This window comes from Accumulibacter sp. (assembly GCF_029255285.1).
Taxonomy (GTDB): Bacteria; Pseudomonadota; Gammaproteobacteria; order Burkholderiales; family Rhodocyclaceae; genus Accumulibacter.
Window position 1 is genome coordinate 1 of record NZ_JAPUVI010000093.1, and the last position, 15217, is coordinate 15217.

General features: G+C 63.3%; 14 protein-coding genes. 6 read left to right on the plus strand and 8 right to left on the minus strand.

Annotated features, from left to right (window positions below):
* Both Q1M07_RS12390 and Q1M07_RS12395 read left to right on the plus strand, forming a co-directional pair.
* Nucleotides 1–725 (plus strand): KUP/HAK/KT family potassium transporter (locus tag Q1M07_RS12390; protein ID WP_300454202.1); only part of this gene is annotated, 725 nt, incomplete at its 5' end.
* Nucleotides 726–864: 139 nt separating this feature from the next.
* Nucleotides 865–2193 carry a hypothetical protein gene (locus Q1M07_RS12395; RefSeq protein ID WP_300454203.1) on the plus strand — a complete coding sequence of 443 codons (1329 nt, stop codon included), beginning with the start codon at nt 865–867 and terminating at the stop codon, nt 2191–2193.
* 90 nt (nt 2194–2283) lie between these two features.
* Here the strand turns inward: Q1M07_RS12395 and dsbD are convergent, their stop codons facing one another.
* Together dsbD and cutA are read right to left on the minus strand one after the other, a co-directional pair.
* The gene (gene dsbD, locus Q1M07_RS12400; protein WP_300454204.1) at nt 2284–4047 is read right to left on the minus strand and encodes a protein-disulfide reductase DsbD; all 1764 of its coding nucleotides are present in this window, start codon (nt 4045–4047) and stop codon (nt 2284–2286) included.
* A gap of 18 nt (nt 4048–4065) precedes the next feature.
* Nucleotides 4066–4398 (minus strand): divalent-cation tolerance protein CutA, encoded by a 333-nt coding sequence (gene cutA / locus Q1M07_RS12405; protein ID WP_300454346.1) that lies wholly within the window; start codon nt 4396–4398, stop codon nt 4066–4068.
* 329 nt (nt 4399–4727) lie between these two features.
* On the opposite strand from cutA, the gene Q1M07_RS12410 reads away from it, so the two are divergent.
* Genes Q1M07_RS12410 through Q1M07_RS12425 form a run of 4 tightly spaced genes read left to right on the plus strand, consistent with a single transcriptional unit; the run spans nt 4728 to nt 8580 of the window.
* Nucleotides 4728–5120 (plus strand): cytochrome c, encoded by a 393-nt coding sequence (locus Q1M07_RS12410; RefSeq protein WP_300454205.1) that lies wholly within the window; start codon nt 4728–4730, stop codon nt 5118–5120.
* 46 nt (nt 5121–5166) lie between these two features.
* The gene (locus Q1M07_RS12415; RefSeq protein WP_300454206.1) at nt 5167–6309 is read left to right on the plus strand and encodes a rhodanese-like domain-containing protein; all 1143 of its coding nucleotides are present in this window, start codon (nt 5167–5169) and stop codon (nt 6307–6309) included.
* Nucleotides 6310–6338: 29 nt separating this feature from the next.
* Complete coding sequence (locus tag Q1M07_RS12420; protein WP_300454207.1) at nt 6339–7958, plus strand: tetrathionate reductase family octaheme c-type cytochrome; 1620 nt, start codon at nt 6339–6341, stop codon at nt 7956–7958.
* A 16-nt stretch (nt 7959–7974) separates the two neighbouring features.
* Nucleotides 7975–8580, plus strand: coding sequence for a cytochrome b/b6 domain-containing protein (locus Q1M07_RS12425; protein WP_300454208.1), 606 nt, complete (start codon nt 7975–7977; stop codon nt 8578–8580).
* 532 nt (nt 8581–9112) lie between these two features.
* On the opposite strand, the gene Q1M07_RS12430 is transcribed toward Q1M07_RS12425, so the two are convergent.
* The 6 genes from Q1M07_RS12430 to Q1M07_RS12455 form a co-directional block, all read right to left on the minus strand.
* On the minus strand, nt 9113–9634 hold the full coding sequence (locus Q1M07_RS12430) for a gamma carbonic anhydrase family protein (RefSeq protein WP_300454209.1): 522 nt from the start codon (nt 9632–9634) through the stop codon (nt 9113–9115).
* A 55-nt stretch (nt 9635–9689) separates the two neighbouring features.
* Nucleotides 9690–10910, minus strand: a complete 1221-nt coding sequence (locus tag Q1M07_RS12435; protein WP_300454210.1) for an ABC transporter permease — start codon at nt 10908–10910, stop codon at nt 9690–9692.
* Nucleotides 10904–11614 (minus strand): ABC transporter ATP-binding protein, encoded by a 711-nt coding sequence (locus Q1M07_RS12440; RefSeq protein WP_300454211.1) that lies wholly within the window; start codon nt 11612–11614, stop codon nt 10904–10906. Before Q1M07_RS12440 ends, Q1M07_RS12435 begins: the two co-directional genes overlap by 7 nt.
* On the minus strand, nt 11614–12837 hold the full coding sequence (locus tag Q1M07_RS12445) for an efflux RND transporter periplasmic adaptor subunit (RefSeq protein WP_300454212.1): 1224 nt from the start codon (nt 12835–12837) through the stop codon (nt 11614–11616). The genes Q1M07_RS12440 and Q1M07_RS12445 overlap by 1 nt, the downstream gene beginning before the upstream one ends.
* Nucleotides 12834–14285, minus strand: coding sequence for a TolC family protein (locus tag Q1M07_RS12450; RefSeq protein WP_300454213.1), 1452 nt, complete (start codon nt 14283–14285; stop codon nt 12834–12836). Before Q1M07_RS12450 ends, Q1M07_RS12445 begins: the two co-directional genes overlap by 4 nt.
* A 219-nt stretch (nt 14286–14504) precedes the next feature.
* Entirely contained in the window at nt 14505–15215 is a 711-nt protein-coding gene (locus Q1M07_RS12455; protein WP_300454214.1) for a UPF0149 family protein, read from the minus strand.
* Between the last annotated feature and the right edge of the window lie 2 nt (nt 15216–15217).

A 15217-nucleotide genomic window follows, 5' to 3' on the forward strand; every position in this document is an offset into this window, starting at 1 on the left:
TGCGCGCCCTGTGGCGCTGGAGCTGGCCGCGCGCGGCGCTCTTCCTGGTCTTCTTCGTCGTCGTCGACTTCGCCTTCTTCTCCGCCAACGTCATCAAAATCCTCGACGGCGGGTGGTTTCCGCTGGCACTCGGCTTCACGGTGTTTGCCTTGCTATCGACCTGGAAACTGGGCCGTCGATTGCTTTACGAAAAGCTGCAGCAGGATTCGATCCCGCTCGACGCCTTCATCGCCAGCCTGGCCAGCGGCGGGCCGCAGCGCGTTGCGGGGACTGGCGTTTTCCTGACCGCCAGCCCCGAAGGCGTGCCGCGCGCACTTCTGCACAACCTTTACCATAACAAGGTGTTGCACGAGAGGGTGGTGTTGCTGCATGTGGCCTCGGAAGACGTGCCGCACGTTCCGGAAGACGCACGTGTGCGCGTCGAGGGGCTGGAGGCGGGTTTTTATCGTGTATTCGTCCGCTACGGCTTCAAAGACGATCCCAACGTGCCGCAAGTCATGGACGAGTGCGCCGATCTGGGGCTGCGTTTCGAGATGATGGAGACGTCGTTCTTTCTCGGTCGCGAGACGGTCGTCACGATGCCGATTTCGAGGCGCGCGCGCATGGCTTACTGGCGGCAGATCCTGTTTACCTGGATGTTCCGCAATGCCGATCCGGCTACCGCCTTCTTCAAGATTCCTCCCAACCGTGTCGTCGAACTCGGGGCCCAGGTCGAGCTGGCCTAGCGATGAGTCGGTCGACCGGTCTGGAAGCGTGCGCTCTCCGTCGCCGGGCAGCGGTGGCGGGGAGGCCGGCTGTCGGCCGGATAGCGTGAGGTGCCGTTTCCCGACTGCTGACCAGGTGAGGCCTATCCATCGACTCGCGATGCGAGTGTTCATTGCCGACCTGGCGCTGGGTGTGGTGATCAATACCCCGTGCGCGGAAGCGTTGCCGCCGGCGCCGGTCGAACTGGGCAGCGTTCGTCGCAATGAACAGGGGCAGCTCGAGGTCGTCAAACCTCCTCCGGACCGCCCTTCCGCCGTCACCCGGGATTCGGGGGCTACGCCTTCGGGCATCGACGGTCCGAACGCGGGACCAGACAAGACGCCGACCGCTCAAGCCGCGAGCGGAAGGACGATCGTCGTCGGACCAAACGAGCCGATCGGCAGCCTCAAGGAAGCGGCGCGGATGGCGCGTGATGGCGATACCATCGAGATTCTGCCCGGCGAGTATCGACGGCAGGCGGTCGTCTGGGGAGCAGGCCGGGTGACGATCAGGGGCCGTGGCAAGCGGCCGGTTTTCCTCGCTGACGGTGACAGTGCGGAAGACAAGGCGTTGTGGGTGGTCCGCAACGCGGACATGCTGATAGAAAACATCGAAATCCGGGGCGTGCGCGTGCGGCATGGTAACGGCGCGGGAATTCGCCTGGAAAATGGCCAGCTGCGAATCGTTCGCTGTGCCTTCTTGGACAACGAGATGGGCATCCTGACGGGAAACGATCCGACGACGGTGCTCGACATCGAGGACAGCGAGTTCGGCCAAGCACCGAAACACAGCGGGGCGCTGCACCACCTGCTCTACGCGGGAACGATCGCTCGCCTCAGTGTCAGGGGCAGCCGCTTCGAGCAGGGCTTCCGTGGCCACCTGATCAAGTCCCGGGCCAGGGAGAGTTTTCTGTTTTACAACATGATCGTCGATGGCGAGGGCGGGCGAGCGTCGTACGAGGTCGAGTTTCCGAATGGCGGGCTGGCCTGGATGATCGGCAACATTGTCGGCCAGAGCGCCAGCACCGAGAATCCCGACCTGATCTCCTACGGTGCGGAGGGTCGGCGCTGGCCCGAGAACGGTCTGTATCTGGCGCACAACACCTTGCTCGACGAGCATCACGGCGGACGCTTCCTGCGCCTCTGGAGCGACCGTCTGCCGCCCGAAACCGAAGTCTGGGCGATCAATAATCTGGTCGTCGGACCGAGCACTTTTTCTCCGCTGGGCCCCGGCCGCTACGATGGCAACCAGACCGCCGAACGGTCGCTTCTGAGCAACCCCGACGGCCAGGACTTCTCCTTGCCCAGTAACTCGCGACTGAGGGGAACGGCACGGCCGCCGGGATCGGTGCGTGAGCGCAGCCTGCTACCGGTAGCGGAATTCCGGCTGCCAGCCGGTACCCGGGCACTTGCCAGCGGCAAGCCCTTGTCGCCGGGTGCCCTACAGTGATGTCGTTGGGCGGGTGAAGCGCGGCGGTGGCCGCGACAGCAGCGTCGGCGATGCGTGTCGTCGCCTAGCGCGGCGACCTGGGAAGGGAATCTAGCTCAGCTTGGCCAGCAGGCTCAGGAACTCCTCGGCATTCTGGAAACCGACGACACGTACGCCGTCGATTTCCTTTCCGCTGGCGTCGAAGAAAATGATTCCCGGCGGACCGAAAAGTTGAAAACGCTGCAACAGCGCCCTGTCCTCATCCGAATTCGCCGTCACGTCGGCCTGCAGCAAAGTCCAGCCGGCCAGTCTGGCCTGAACGCGCGGGTCGGCGAAGGTAAATCTTTCCATTTCCTTGCACGACACGCACCAGTCGGCATAGAAGTCCAGCAGTACGGGCTTGCCGGCCGTCCGGATTCGGGTTTCGAGATCGGCCAGCGAACGGACGCGCGTGAATGGCAGTGGCCTGAGTTCGCCACTTGCCGATGCGCTGCGCAGTACCGACAGCGGCTGCAAGGGGTCGCGCGAGCCGGCCAGCGTGCCGATCAGCATCGCCGCACCGAGCAGCAGCATGACGATGCCGATTCCTTTCCAGAACCGTTGCCAGTTCTTGGCGTGCGGCGGCAGAGGGTCGAGGGCGTGCAGATAGATCGCCGGAACGATCAGCAACAAGGCCCAGGCGACCATCTGCGCGACTATCGGAATGACCGGCGAGGCCAGCCAGACGGCAGTGGCGAGCAGGAGTACGCCGAGTGCCTTCTTGACGGCGTCCATCCACGGACCTGAGCGGGGCAGCAAACTACCGGCAGAGACGCCAACGGCGAGCAAAGGCGTGCCCATGCCGAGCGCCATCGAGAAAAGCGCGGCGCCGCCGAGTCTGGCGTCACCGGTCTGGCCGATGTAGAGCAGGGCGCCGGCCAGCGGTGCCGCGACGCAGGGGCCAACGATGATTGCCGAAACGGCGCCCATCACGGCGACTCCGGGCAGCGACCCGCCCTTGAAGTGGTTTGCTTCCTCCGTGACCTTGCTTTGCAGGAAGGTCGGCATTTGCAGTTCGTAGAAGCCGAACATCGACAGCGACAAGGCCACGAAAAGTGCGGCAAAGCCTCCGAGCACCCAGGGATTCTGCAGTGCCGTGGCGAGCAAGGTACCGGTCAGGCCGGCAGCGATTCCCGCCGCGGCGTAGGTGAGGGCCATTCCCAGAACGTAGGTCAGCGACAGTACGAAGCCGTGCCAATGCGAGACGGGACGACCGTTGCGACCGGCGCCGACGATGATGCTCGAAACGATCGGGATCATCGGAAAGACGCATGGCGTCAGCGACAACAGCAGTCCAAAGCCGAAGAAACTGCCGACGAGCAGCCAGAAACCGCTGTGGCGGAACAATTGCGCGATGCGTCCCGACTCGTCGGTCACCGGGCCGGGCTCCGAAGGTGCGGCAACGGCCGTCGGGTCCGGGAGTTGCAGGTTGAGTTTCTGCTGCTGCGGCGGATAGCAGACGCCGGCGTCGGCGCAGCCTTGCGAAGTGACTTTCAAAATCAGCGCCAGCGGACCCGAGCTGTTGCGCTCGACCGGCAGGCGGATAACGACCGTCTCGTAGTAGACCTCGACCTTGCCGAAAGTCTCGTCGTCCTTCGCTTTGCCGGGCGGCAGCGCGGCCGCGCCGAGTGGCACGGTCGCCGGTTCCGCGGCGAAGCGGAACTTGTCGCGATAGAGGTAGTAGCCCTTGGCGATCGCGAAGCGCACCTCGATGTTTTGTCCGTCGATGGCGCGCGCCGTCGGCCGGAAAGCGACGGCCGGGTCGAGAAAATCGTCGGCGTAGCTCAGAGTGGCGGACAGAAAAAAGAAGAGTAAGAACAGGCAGCGACGGGTCATGAGCAGGTGGGGCAGAAATCAATCGACAGGATGCGTTTCGTCCGCCACCCAAGCCAGGTATTCCGGCAGTCCTTCCCGGATGGGGAGAGCGATCACTTCCGGCAGCTCGTAGGGGTGGCGGCGGCGGATTGCCGCTTCGAGCGCCAGATAACGCTCACTGGACGTCTTGATCAGCATGGGAACCTCGTCGGCGGTTTCGATAGATCCCTGCCAACGGTACACCGAGTGACACGGCGCCAGAATATTGACACACGCCGCGAGACGCGCCTCGACGAGCTCCCTGGCCAGAGCTTCGGCAGTCGGTCGGTCGGGTAGATTGGTCAGTACGAGCAGCGTGGTCACCGGACGAATTCTACTCCGCTGCGCGTTCAATCGGCCAGTCGAGGCTCGCCCAGGCGACGAGGACTGGATGACCGGCAACATCTATCTCAACTTGAGGGGCGGAACTCTACGTCCCAATGGAATCGCCTGCGAGCTCTTGCGTAATAAGGTTGCACACCCCGAGGTTCAGAAATTTTGCCGCGGGCAGAAAATTGACAGGATCGTTGACGCAGATCATGCGCAGGTATTGAAGTATGTACTGATTTTCTAATGTACAACAGTAATATTCCTTCCCACGCAAAGGCCCCTGACAACGGGCAAGCGCGGTCAGGAAAGATCAATTTTCACCGGAGTTCGCCATGATCAAGTGTTCGCCGATTGCCGCCGCAATCACTGTTGGACTGCTAAGTGTCTCATCGCTCGCCTTGGCTTACGAAGCTGACTGGAAACGCGGTCGCGTTTATTACCGTAGTGTGTGCACTGCCTGTCATGCCGCCCAGGCAGGCGGCTCGATCGCTCCGAGCACGATGACCAAGAGCCAGTGGGCCAACTACCTGGAGGCCGACAAGCATGCCAATGGCAAAGATTCGATGAGGCAGTACGTCAGCAAGGCCTACCGCGCCAGCATCCGCAGCCAGAACAAGGCAGCCGAAAAGTTTGCCGACGTGCCCGATGACGAACTTTTCCAAGACATCAAAGCGTTCGTCATCAAGGGCGCCAAAGATGGCGATGCGCCAGCCACGTGCAGTTGAGATGCGCTGAGTGCATCCCTCGTCGATACCGAATCCGCCGGAGATCATGTTGAAACCGATTCGTTCCCTTGCGGTTGCCGCCGTGCTGACCGCTCTTTTCTCCGTTACCGTCGTTTTCCCGACTACCACCTTGTCAGCCGAGGAGGCGGTCGTCCAAAAGGCCGGCTGGTACCACAAGCTGGTCAACGCCGAATTCGTTGCCGAATACGCCGTTCTACCCAAGCCGGACGACGTACAGATCGTCGACTCACGGCCGACGGTGCGCAAGTACGATCCGGGTCACATCCCAACCGCGCTCAACATTCCAGACAGCCAGTTTGACAAGCTGGTCGACCGGTTACCCAAAGACAAGAGCAGTCTGCTTATTTTCTATTGCGACGGTCCGGACTGCATGCTCAGCCACAATTCGGCGTTCCGGGCCGAAAAGCTTGGGTATGGCAACATTCGAGTCTACGCCGACGGTTACCCCGACTGGCTGAAAAGCGGCCATGTCGGGGCAGTGAGCGTTCCCTACATCAAGAAGCTGATCGACGAAAAGGCAGCGATGACGCTGATCGACTCGCGGCCGAAAGAGCGCAAGTTTGACAAAGGTCATATCCCCGGCGCGATCAGTATTCCCGATCTGCAGTTCGACAAGCTGGTCGACCGTCTGCCGGCCGACAAGGCCGCTCCGCTTTACTTCTACTGTGAAGGTCTGAGCTGCAAACTGAGCTCGGATTCAGCCGCCAAGGCGGTCAAGCTGGGCTATAGCGCCGTCAAGGTGGTGCCTGAGGGGTATCCCGCCTGGGAAAGGCTGTACGGCCCCGGACCCACCGCCGAAACCTCCGCCACGCCGGCCGCTCCGGCGATCCAGGCGGGCAAGGAAAGCGGCACGATCAGCGTCGCTTCGTTCGAGAGAATCTACACGGAAGCGCCGGCGACAATTCACTTGATCGACGTGCGCGAACCCGCTGAATTTGCCACCGGAACCTTCAAGGGCGCCGTCAATTTCCCGATCAATGCACTGGAAAAGCGTATTGACGAACTACCGACCGACAAACCGATCGTCTTCTTCTGCGGCACCAGCGCCCGTAGCGGCGAGGCGCATGACATGGCGAAGCTTTACAAACCTTCCCTGAAGACCTACTTTCTTGATGCCGACATCAAGTGGAGCAAGGATGGAAGCTACCTCATTGCCGAGAAGAAATAGGCCCTCTCACCGATTCGCACGGGGACGACATGATATTTAGTATTTTTGACCGGTTGACCACGACGTGTTCGATCGGCAGTCTGCTGGCCGCGCTGCTTTTTGCCGGCACGGCCTGCGCCAGCGAGCCGCCACCGGTACGGCTGGATTCGACGGCAGACCACGCCAAGTACAAGGAATTGCAGCAGAACTTCGCGTCCGGCCCGGAGCTGACCCAGGTCTGCCTGAGCTGCCATACCGAAGCCGCCAAACAGGTGCACCGCACCAAGCACTGGACCTGGGATTTCCTGAACCCGGAAAATCGGCAGCGCCTGGGCAAAAAGAACGTCATCAACAATTTCTGTATCTCGGTTCCGTCAAATTACGCCTTCTGCACCAGTTGCCACGTCGGCTACGGCTGGAAGGATGCGAGCTTCGACTTTTCAGCGGAGGAAAATGTCGATTGCCTGGTCTGCCACGACACTACCGGCACCTATCGCAAACTGCCCGGCATGGCCGGTCACCCGCCGTACAAAGATGTCGAGATTCCGCCCGGCTCAGGCAAGATCGCCAAAGCGGTTGACCTGAGCCGGGTTGCGCAGAAGGTCGGCAAGACCAGCCGTGACACCTGTGGCGCCTGCCACTTCTTCGGCGGTGGTGGCGATGGTGTCAAGCACGGCGACATGGATTCGTCGCTTGCTTCCCCGGACAAGGATGTAGACGTTCACATGGACGCCACCGGCCTCGACTTCACCTGCGGCACTTGCCACAAGACCGCAAGCCACGACGTCCCGGGCAGTCGTTACACTCCGGTCGGCAAAGACAAGGACGGTGCTCACATGCGCGGCAAGGAGGACAAGAGCAATCCGGCCACCTGCCAGTCCTGCCATGGGCTCAACCCGCACAAGGAAGGCGGCATGGCGACCAAGCTCAATCACCATACCGACAAGATTGCCTGTCAGACCTGTCACATTCCCGCTATCGCCCGCGGCGGCGTCGCCACCAAGATGAGTTGGGACTGGTCGACCGCCGGCCGGTTGACTCCCGATGGCAAACCGATGATCAAGAAGGATGACAAGGGGCGCGTCATTTACGATTCGAAGAAAGGGGATTTCGCGCTCGGCGAAAACGTCATCCCCGAGTACGCCTGGTTCAATGGCAAGGTCAGCTATACACTGCTCAGCGATAAGATCGAGAACACGGACGGCGTGACGCACATCAACAAACTGGGCGGCAGCGCCACCGATGGGGAATCATTGATCTGGCCGATGAAAGTGTTCCGCGGCGCGCAACCCTTCGACGCAGTCAACAAGACGCTGGTGACACCCCATACCGCCGGCAACGACGATACCGCGTACTGGAAGAACTTCGGTTGGGAAAAAGCCATCGAGACCGGCATGAAGGTCGCCGGCGCCGATTTCTCAGGCAAGGTGGGCTTTATCAAGACCGACATGTCCTGGCCAATCACCCACATGGTGGCGCCCAAAGAAAAGGCTCTGGGTTGCAACGAATGCCACACCAAAGGCGGTCGCCTGGACAAGATCGAAGGCATTCACATTCCGGGGCGTGATGCCAACAGCCTGGTCAACCTGATCGGTTGGCTGATCGCCGGGGCTACGCTGGCGGCCGTATCGCTGCACGGCTTGATCCGCATACTGCGCCGCCCACGCTGATTTCGAGGAAACCATCATGGAACGTATCTACATCTTTACCCGCTTCGAGCGGTTCTGGCACTGGGCCCAGGTGTTGCTGGTGATCGGCATGATGATCACCGGCTTCGAGATTCACGGTACCTACCATCTGCTTGGCTTCGCCAAGGCGCATCAGATTCATGGCGTCGCCGCCTGGGCACTGATCGTTCTCTGGATATTCGCCATCTTCTGGCACTTCGTCACCGGTGAATGGCGCCAGTACATTCCGACCATGAAAAACGTGGACGTGATGTTGAAATACTATGTCCTGGGGATTTTCCGCGGCGAGCGTCACCCCTTCAAGGTGACGCGCCGGCAGAAGCACAATCCGCTGCAGGCGCAGGCCTATCTCATGGTCAAGGTGCTGATCAACCCGTTGCTCTGGATTTCCGGGCTGATCTATCTTTACTACAACGAACTGGCGGCCTTGGGACACCATTTTGATCTGGCCACCATCGCTCTCGCCCATACCATCGGCGCCTTCATGATGCTGGCCTTCTTCATTGCCCACGTCTATTTGATCACCACCGGTGACACTGTGGGCGCCCAACTCAAAGCGATGATTACCGGCTGGGAGCAAAGCGAAGAGAAAAACGCCGGATAGCGATCCACCTTGCGGCGAGAGTACGTCCCGGACGGAAACTCCCGGCCTTTGCGGCATGGCCCAGTTGTTGGACGAAGCGATTCAAACGCGGTCGGTGCACTCACCGGCCCCGAGGGCGCAACGGGCGCGATTGCCGTGGGTACGAGAGTCACCCGTGCGGCGGCAGCGACCGCTCCGCTCTCCTTCACCAAACGCCGGTGCCAGTAACTCAGCGATCCAGCCTTCAGCGCGTTCTGCGCACATAGGCCTTCCGGCTGCCGCCACTCGCCCGCCCACCTGCTACATGCCCTCGCCATAGTACGCTGCCACTTCTCCCCCCTTGCCCATCGCACTGTCCTGTGAATACCTCGAGAGGGTGCAACTGGGCTGCATGGTAGGTGGATGCGCTGGACGCTTACAAACAAACGAGCCTCCAGGGCGACCGCGGCGAACGGAAAAGCCAAACTACTCGCGAGGGCGTCCTGGCTTTCGTCGGGCTGGCGTCAGGGTGGTTGGCGAAGAGGTCAGCCGGCCGCGGCGCTTCGCCGCCCGGCTATACACCCACCAGTTCGTTCCGGTAGCGCTGCCAGTTGGCGACGTAGTGGTCGGCGCTGTGCCTGAGCTTGGCGACCTGTTCTTCGCTGAGCTGGCGAACCACCTGGCCGGGCGAGCCGATGATCAGCGAGTGGTCGGGGAAGACCTTGCCTTCGGGGATCAGCGTGTTGGCGCCGACGACGCAGCCTTTGCCGATCACGCAGTGGTTGAGCAGCACCGAACCGATGCCGATCAGCGAGCCGTCGCCGATGGTGCAGCCGTGCAGCATCACCAGATGCCCGACGGTGACGTCGCGACCGATGGTCAGCGGTACGCCTTCGTCGGTGTGGAGAACGCTGTTGTCCTGGATGTTGCTGTTCTCGCCGATGCTGATCGGGTCGTTGTCGCCACGTGCCGTGGCGTTCCACCAGATCGAGGCGTTTCTGGCCAGACGGACGTCACCGATGACGACGGCGGTAGGGGCGACCCAGCTCTCGGGGTGGAGTTGCGGGCGACGGGTACCGATGGCGAAAATGGGCATGCGGAGGGACCTCACGATAGGGTGGCAGATGGGCGAGATTGTAGCCCGTTGCGCGCTACTGATGACGCAGCGCTTCGATGGGGTCGAGGGCCGCCGCCCGGCGCGCCGGGTAAAATCCGAAGAAAACGCCGATGCTGGCGGCGACGGCAAAGGCGACCAGCACCGCGGCGCCGGAGATGACGATCACCATGTCGGTCATGGCGTTGGTCAGCAGAGCAGCGGCCGCTCCAAGGATCAGTCCGATCAGACAGCCGGCCAGGGAAATCATCAGGGCCTCAAGCAGGAACTGGGCCAGGATATCCTTCTGACGGGCGCCGATGGCCATCCGGATGCCGATTTCGCGGGTTCTTTCGGTCACCGAGACGAGCATGATGTTCATGATGCCGATACCGCCGACGAGCAGCGAGACCGAGGCGATGGCGCCGAGCAGGACCGACATGACGCGCGTCGTTTCGGCCGCCGAATCGGCGGCGGCGGCGAGATTGCGCAGAAAGAAATCGTTGTCCTGCCCTTCGCGCAGCCGATGTCGCTGGCGCAGCAGCGCGGTCATGTCTTTCTCGACGGCGGGCATGGCTTGCGCCGAGGTGGCCTGCACCATGATCATCCGCACCGAGCCCGGAAACGGGTTGCCGAAGACCTTGCGTTGCGCGGTGGTCAGCGGAATGATCACGGTGTCGTCCTGGTCGCGTCCGTCGAGGCTCTGTCCTTTCTTGCCGAGCAGGCCGATGATGACGAAAGGGCTCTGGCGGATGCGGATCGTCTTGCCGACCGGATCGTCGGCTCCGAACAGATTGCTCGCCGCGGTCTGCCCGATCAGCGCGACGCGAGTCGCCGCACGCACGTCGGAGTCGCCGAAGGGGTAGCCGCTGAGCACCGTCCAGGCTCGCGCGTCGAGGTAGGGCGGCGTCGTTCCGACCACCGTGGCGCTCCAGTTGTTGGGCCCGTAAACCAGTTGCTGGGTGCCCTGCTGAACCGGCGCGACGTTGCTGACGCCGTCCAGTTCGGCGATCGCTTCGGCGTCGGCAACGGTCAGCGTCGGGCCGCCGCCGCTGCCGCTGCGCAGGCCGCCGGTGCTCGTCGAGCCGGAGATCAGAATGTACAGATTGCTGCCCATGGTGCTGATCGTCTGCGCCACGGCGTATTGGGCGCCCTGGCCGATGGCCATCATGAGAACCACCGAGCCGACGCCGATGACCATCCCGAGCATGGTCAGCACAGTCCGCATGCGGTTGGCGCCCATCGCATGCCAGGCTTCTTCGAGCATCGCCTTCAGCATGCCGCGGCTGCTCCGGGAGGCGTCGGCGTGTCGCTGACGATCCGTCCGTCGCGGAAGCGTACTTGGCGCCGGGCGTACGCCGCGATGTCCGGCTCGTGCGTCACCAGGACGACGGTGATACCTTCGCCGTTCAGTTCCGAGAACAGCGCCATGATCTCCTCGCTCGTCTGGCTGTCGAGGTTGCCGGTCGGTTCGTCGGCCAGGATCAGTTGCGGCGAATTGACCAGCGCGCGGGCAATCGCGACGCGCTGCTGCTGGCCGCCCGAAATTCGACTGGGCAGGGATTGCGCGTAACTGCCCAGGCCGACGCGGTCGAGTTCCTGGCGCGCCTTTTGCCGGCGAGGCTCGCGGTCTACGCCGGAATAGACCAGCGGCAGGGCGACGTTGTCTTCGAGAGTCATGCGCGGCAGCAGGTTGAAACCCTGGAAAACGAAACCGATGGTCCGGTTGCGCAGCTTCGCGAGATCGTCCCTGCCGAGCTGGGCGACGTTGCGGGCGACGAGGAAGTAGTCTCCGCTGCTTGGTGTGTCGAGGCAGCCCAGCAGGTTCATGAAGGTGGACTTGCCGGACCCGGACGGCCCCATGATGGCGACGAACTCGCCCCGGTCGATGGCCAGATCGACGCCTCTGAGGGCAGGAAAGGCGCCGGCGGCGGTGGCATAGGACTTGCCCAGCGCAACGACGCGGATGACCGGTTCCGCCATCAGAACAGTCGCATGCCCACGCTGCTCGGCTTGCCGCTGGTCGCCGCGACGTTCTCGCCGACGACGACCTTGTCGCCCGCCTTGAGGTCGCCGCCCAGTACTTCACTGTTGCGATTGTCGGTAATTCCGATCTGCACGTTGACCGGCTTCAACTCGCCCTTGTCCACCACGTAGACGGTGCCGCTTGCCGAGTCGCGTTTTTTGCCCTTGCCTTTGGCTTCGCCGGCGCCGTCGGCGGCCGGTTTCTGGCCGCCGGACGGGGAGGGCGTTGCCGCCCGTTCGCCGTTGCCGATGGCGGCGTCTGCCGGCTTGAAGCGCAGCGCCGCGTTCGGTACCAGCAGAACGCCCTGCCGGCTGGCGACGCCGATGCTGACATAGGCCGTCATTCCGGGAAGCAGGATGTGTTCGGGGTTGGAGAGCGAGACGCGCACGTTGTAGGTCACGACGTTCTGCTGGGTCGTGGGGTTGAGGCGAATCTGCTGTACCTCGCCCTGGAAGCTGCGGTTGGGAAAAGCGTCGACCGTGAAGCGGACTTTCTGGCCCTCGCGGATCTTGCCGATGTCGGCCTCGGCGAAGCTCGAGTCGATCCGCATTTCCGAGAGATCCTGGGCAATCTTGATCAGCGTCGGTGTTTGCAGGCTGGCGGCGACCGTCTGACCGAGGTCGACGACACGATCGACGACGACGCCGGAAACCGGCGAGCGGATCGTCGTGTACCGGAGGTTGACCTGATCTTTTTCCGCTGCCGCCTTGGCCTGCGCCAACTGGGCCTCGGTGGACCGGCGTGTCTGGATCGCCTGCTCGAGTTCCTGGCGCGAGACGTACTCCTGCTCGAACAGAGCCTTCATGCGCGACTCGCTGGCGCGCGCCAGATCGAGTGCGGCGGCGACATTGACGACATTGGCCGCCGTTTGCCTGGCTTGCGCGGCGAGCAAGGAATCGTCGAGTTCGAGCAGTGGCTGCCCCTTTTCGACCTTGTCGTTGAAGTCGACATAGAGTTTGGTCACGGTGCCGGAGACCTGCGTTCCTACGCTGACCAGCACCACCGGGTTGAGCGTTCCGTTCGCCGACACCGTTTGCGTGATGTCGCCCGTTTCGGTCGCCTGCAGCTTGTAGCGCTGTTCCGGAGACTGCGCCGCGTTCTCGCGGTAGCCGTAGTAGACGCCGGCGGCCAGGAGCACGACGAGTGCGGCGATGGCCGAGTTGCGGAGTGAAATTGTCATGGCGTCTGCGCTTTCCTGCCGTCGCCGAGCGAAAACAACGATTTCCCATCGAGCGCGCCGATTGCCCTGGCCAGCGCCGCACGCGACACGTACCAGTCGAGCATCGCCTGGATGCGCTGCAAACGAGCGCCGGCGAGCGCGCTCTGGGCATTGAGGACATCGAGGATGTTGCCGACGCCGGCCTTGTATCGGCCGAGCGCGACGCGTTCCGAATGCTCGGCGCTGGCCAGCAGATCGGCGCTCGTCCGTATCGTCTGGCCGGCGGTGCTCAGGCTCTGATACGCCTCCCAGACGTCGAGCGCGACCTGCAGACGGACGTTGTCGACGCGGGCGGCCTGCACATCGCTTCTGGCCTCGGCGGCGCGAACATTGTAGGTGGTGCTGAAGCCGGAAAAAATCGGCAGATTGAGCGTCAGCCCGATCGAGCTGGCGTTTGCCGAAACCCCGCCGAGATCCTCCCATTTCGGTCCAGCGGCGAGAGAGAGCGTCGGCAGACCGGCGGCGCGCGCGTAGTCGATGCCCGATCGGGCAGCCTTCAGTTCGGCCTCGGCGGCTTTCAGGTCGGGCCGCCGTGCGCGCGCTTCATCGATCAGCGCCGCGACGTCGCGTTCAAATCCGGCGTCGGGGGTCGCCGCCGGGATATCGTCGAGTGGCAGTGGCCGATCGGCGTCGAGTCCCATGACGTTAGCCAGTCTGCCGAGCGTGTTGCGCAGCACGCCCTCGGCCCGGAGGCGCGTCAGCGTCGCCTGCGACCAGGCGGTCTGCGCCTGCAGGCGGTCGGCCGGCGTGCCGCTGCCGACGCGGTAACGGACTTCGGCCGCCGACAGGCTTTCGCGGCTGGCTTTCTCGGATTCGCGCGCCGCGTCGACCGCGGCGCGTGCCGCCTGGGCGTTGTAGTAGGCCTGAACGGCACTCAGAAAGACGTTCTGGACCGTCGAGTCGAGCGTTGCCGAGGCGGCACTGAGCAATTGCCGGGCGATTTCGAGGTTGGCCGATCTGGCGCCGAAATCGAACAACAGCCACGACAGCGTCAGCGATCCACTCTTCTGGGTGTTGCTCTGTCCACTGGCGCGGACGCGGTTGGCGGCCAGTCGGCCGTCCAGTGCGGGCAGGAAGTCCGACTGCGCGATGCCGACGCCGGCGGCCTGCAGGCGAGCGAAAGACCACACTTCGCGAGTCGCCGGGTTCTGGCACAAGGCCAGGTCGACCACGTCGATCAGGCCATAGACGGCGTCGGCGGAAGGCGGTCGGCAGGGACGACGCGCCGGCTCCGGCGCGTCGAGCGACAGGGCCGGGCGTGGCGGCACAAGTGCGCCGGTGGCAAACGGGTCGGCAGTTTCAAAGGCCTGCAGGTCGCCCACCGGCGCGGCGGACAGCGTGGCGAGGAGGAACAGGAAAGGGGCCGTGCGAAGTTTCGGCGAACCCGGCCGGGATGTGGTGTTTGCCATTGTTCGCTAGTATAGCCAAGCTCGTGCCCATCCCGTGTCGGTCGGTGGCATGCCCTGGCGTTCCGTGCCAGCTGGCGGGCGGAACTGGCGCAGCCCGTTGCAGCACCCTCCCTTCAGCTGCGCCGTACAAGACAGCGTTGCCGCCACACGGTCCATTCCTCCCCTTTCCAAGCACGCATGGGGAAGCGCGACAGGCCTACGTCACAAGCCGGATCGGGATCAGCCGGTGCCGCAGCATTTCTTGTACTTCCTCCCGCTGCCGCAAGGGCAGGGGTCGTTGCGGCCGACCCTGGCGGCGGCGTGGCGTACGGTCTGGATACTGCGCTTCGCGACCCAGAAGCGGTAAATCGCCGCGATCGCCTGCGCGAGCTTTTCTTCGCATTCCTGCCGCATCTGATCGAGTTCTCGGCCCGACAGCCATTCCTCGCCGGCCGCGGCGGCGGCCGCTTCAGCCTCGCCGGTCAGCATGAAGAGCGGAAACAACTGGTCGTCGAGGTAGCAGATCTCTTCGCTGTCTTCCTTGTCTTCAGCGGCGCCGAGAGCGTCGAACCAGTCGAGGGGGGAATGGTCGACGCCCATCAGATAAGCCTGACACCAGGGGAGGTAGTCGCTGCCGCCAGTGTCGTCGTTTTCCTTCGCGTAGAGCAGCAACTCAGGTGGCTCGCCACGTGCCATTCCACTCTCCAGGTCGACCGCCAGACGGCGCAGCAGGTCGGCCGCCTGGCGCCCCGCGTCGCTGACGCTGGCCTCGGCACCGCCAAGCACGGTCGCCAGCCACTCGGTTTCGGCTAGCGGCTGCGGGCCGGAAAGCACCGCGCACAAATAGGCTTGTGCTTCGTCGAGGCGCATCGCGGCGGGTAGCGTGTGCTCAGCGAGTAGTTCCTCGAGCCGCAGGAGGTCGGCGTCGGCCAGCGCGCTCACGATGCTCATCG

Bases quoted from the DNA above. Each gene is read 5' to 3' on its own strand.
- Q1M07_RS12410 (WP_300454205.1), top strand. From the start codon at position 4,728: ATGATCAAGTGTTCGCCGATTGCCGCCGCAATCACTGTTGGACTGCTA.
- Q1M07_RS12395 (WP_300454203.1), top strand. From the start codon at position 865: ATGCGAGTGTTCATTGCCGACCTGGCGCTGGGTGTGGTGATCAATACC.
- Q1M07_RS12435 (WP_300454210.1), bottom strand. From the start codon at position 10,910: ATGCTGAAGGCGATGCTCGAAGAAGCCTGGCATGCGATGGGCGCCAAC.
- Q1M07_RS12430 (WP_300454209.1), bottom strand. From the start codon at position 9,634: ATGCCCATTTTCGCCATCGGTACCCGTCGCCCGCAACTCCACCCCGAG.
- Q1M07_RS12420 (WP_300454207.1), top strand. From the start codon at position 6,339: ATGATATTTAGTATTTTTGACCGGTTGACCACGACGTGTTCGATCGGC.
- Q1M07_RS12425 (WP_300454208.1), top strand. From the start codon at position 7,975: ATGGAACGTATCTACATCTTTACCCGCTTCGAGCGGTTCTGGCACTGG.
- Q1M07_RS12450 (WP_300454213.1), bottom strand. From the start codon at position 14,285: ATGGCAAACACCACATCCCGGCCGGGTTCGCCGAAACTTCGCACGGCC.
- dsbD (WP_300454204.1), bottom strand. From the start codon at position 4,047: ATGACCCGTCGCTGCCTGTTCTTACTCTTCTTTTTTCTGTCCGCCACT.
- Q1M07_RS12440 (WP_300454211.1), bottom strand. From the start codon at position 11,614: ATGGCGGAACCGGTCATCCGCGTCGTTGCGCTGGGCAAGTCCTATGCC.
- Q1M07_RS12455 (WP_300454214.1), bottom strand. From the start codon at position 15,215: ATGAGCATCGTGAGCGCGCTGGCCGACGCCGACCTCCTGCGGCTCGAG.
- Q1M07_RS12445 (WP_300454212.1), bottom strand. From the start codon at position 12,837: ATGACAATTTCACTCCGCAACTCGGCCATCGCCGCACTCGTCGTGCTC.
- Q1M07_RS12415 (WP_300454206.1), top strand. From the start codon at position 5,167: ATGTTGAAACCGATTCGTTCCCTTGCGGTTGCCGCCGTGCTGACCGCT.